The following is a 1,682-nucleotide window of genomic DNA, read 5'->3' on the forward strand; positions in this document are numbered from 1 at the left end:
TAAGTAGCTGTTGTCGTTCCGATCTTGAGGGGTGCGCGTCGAACGGGAGTCTCGATCGGGTGATCGCAGCTGGCCGCGGGCATGAAGGCAGGGCCTCTTGGTAGCTCGGGGTTGCGAAGCCAACCGAGATCCAGGAGACCCTGTTGTCGCAGTTCTACGTGCTCGTGCCGGTGGAGTTCAACTCGGCTGCCCCGTCGTGTGATTGTGTCGCTCACCGGTTCGGAAACGCGGCCGATCGCCCGGAACGTGTTCGGCGGTATCCCTCGGACATGACGGACGCGGAGTGGGCCGTGGTCCGGCCGCTATTGCCGGTGCCGGCCTGGCTGCGGGGCCGGGGCGGGCAGCCGGAGGCGTACTGCCACCGGGCTCTACTCGATGCGATCCGCTACCTGGTCGACAACGGGATCAAGTGGCGGGCGATGCCCGCCGACTTCCCGCCGTGGGACCGGGCTTATGCGTTCTTCCGCCGCTGGCGCGACCACGGCCTGGTCAAGGAGTTCCACGACCGGCTGCGCGCACGGATCCGCGAGAGGGAGGGACGGGATACGGAGCCGACGGCCGGCGTGATCGACTCGCAGTCCGTCAAGGCGGACGCCGTCGTCGGCTCCGACAGCCGCGGCTTCGACGGGGGCAAACAGATCAACGGGCGCAAGCGGCACGTCGTGGTCGACACCCTCGGCCTGCTGCTGGGGGTGATGGTCACCGCTGCGGACACCGGCGACCGCACCGCCGCCCAGGTCCTGCTGCGACAAGTCACCGACACGCACCACCAGTTGGAGCTGGTCTGGGCCGACGGCGGCTACACCGGCAGCCTGGTCGAGTACTGCCTCACCGCTTTCGCGCTGGTCCTGGCGATCGTCAAACGCAGCGACGACATGCGCGGCTTCGTGGTGCTGCCCAAGCGGTGGATCGTCGAGCGCCTCTTCGCCCACCTGATGCGCACCCGCCGCCTGGCACGTGACTACGAACGCCGCACCACCAGCGCCGAAGCGATGATCTACTGGTCAATGACCCTGCTCATGACCCGCCGCCTGGCCCGGCCACACCCGCAGCGAGCGTGAACCGGCCCGGCTGCCGCTCGGACAGCCAACCGCGCGCGACCAGGCGTTTCGCCTTCGACCGCACTGCCTCCACCCGAGCCGGCACCACATCCATGCCGAACACCGCAGCCATCTCCTGGCACGTCAACGGCCCTTGATGAAGCCGGGCCCGGTCCGCGAGCGCCTGCAGAATGCGCTGGTAGTCCACCGACAGCACCGACCAGGCCAGCCCCTCACGCCACACCGGCACCTGCGACTTCGACTTCGCCGCGGTCGGCACCTGCGACGTCTTTGCGGTCTGCTCCTCGTCGGTCGGCGCGGTCCCCTCAGCCGGGACGTGGTCCTGCCCGCTCTCGTCCGCAGGGGCCAGCACCTCGCCGACCCGTGAGCAGGCGATGGCCCACTCCTTCCATTCCCGCTCGGCCACGGCCAACTCCGCCTGAACGCGATCGGCCGTCTCCCTCAATTCGTCCACACGCCGGCGAGCACCCAGCTCACGCTGTTCCAACAACCCAACCACCGACGGCATCCACGACCTCCCAAGCAGCGACAGCACGACAGGCCACAACTCCCACGGGATCGTCGACCCTATGCCCGAACAGCGGAAACGCAGCCCTCAAGCCCGGAAAGACAACAACGTCT

2 protein-coding genes are annotated in these 1,682 nt (G+C 68.3%); one reads left to right on the forward strand and one right to left on the reverse strand.

Annotated elements, in window-relative coordinates; genetic code table 11:
* The first annotated feature begins 269 nt into the window (after window positions 1-269).
* Complete coding sequence (locus GRC12_RS44215) at window positions 270-1,061, forward strand: IS5 family transposase (RefSeq protein WP_244374703.1); 792 nt, start codon at window positions 270-272, stop codon at window positions 1,059-1,061.
* Here GRC12_RS44215 and GRC12_RS44220 read toward each other — a convergent pair.
* The gene (locus GRC12_RS44220) at window positions 1,018-1,569 is read right to left on the reverse strand and encodes a hypothetical protein (RefSeq protein WP_208786061.1); all 552 of its coding nucleotides are present in this window, start codon (window positions 1,567-1,569) and stop codon (window positions 1,018-1,020) included. The genes GRC12_RS44215 and GRC12_RS44220 overlap by 44 nt on opposite strands.
* Window positions 1,570-1,682 lie beyond the last annotated feature (113 nt).

Origin of the sequence: Streptomyces griseorubiginosus (assembly GCF_017614965.1) — a bacterium.
Classification (GTDB): Bacteria; Actinomycetota; Actinomycetes; order Streptomycetales; family Streptomycetaceae; genus Streptomyces; species Streptomyces griseorubiginosus_B.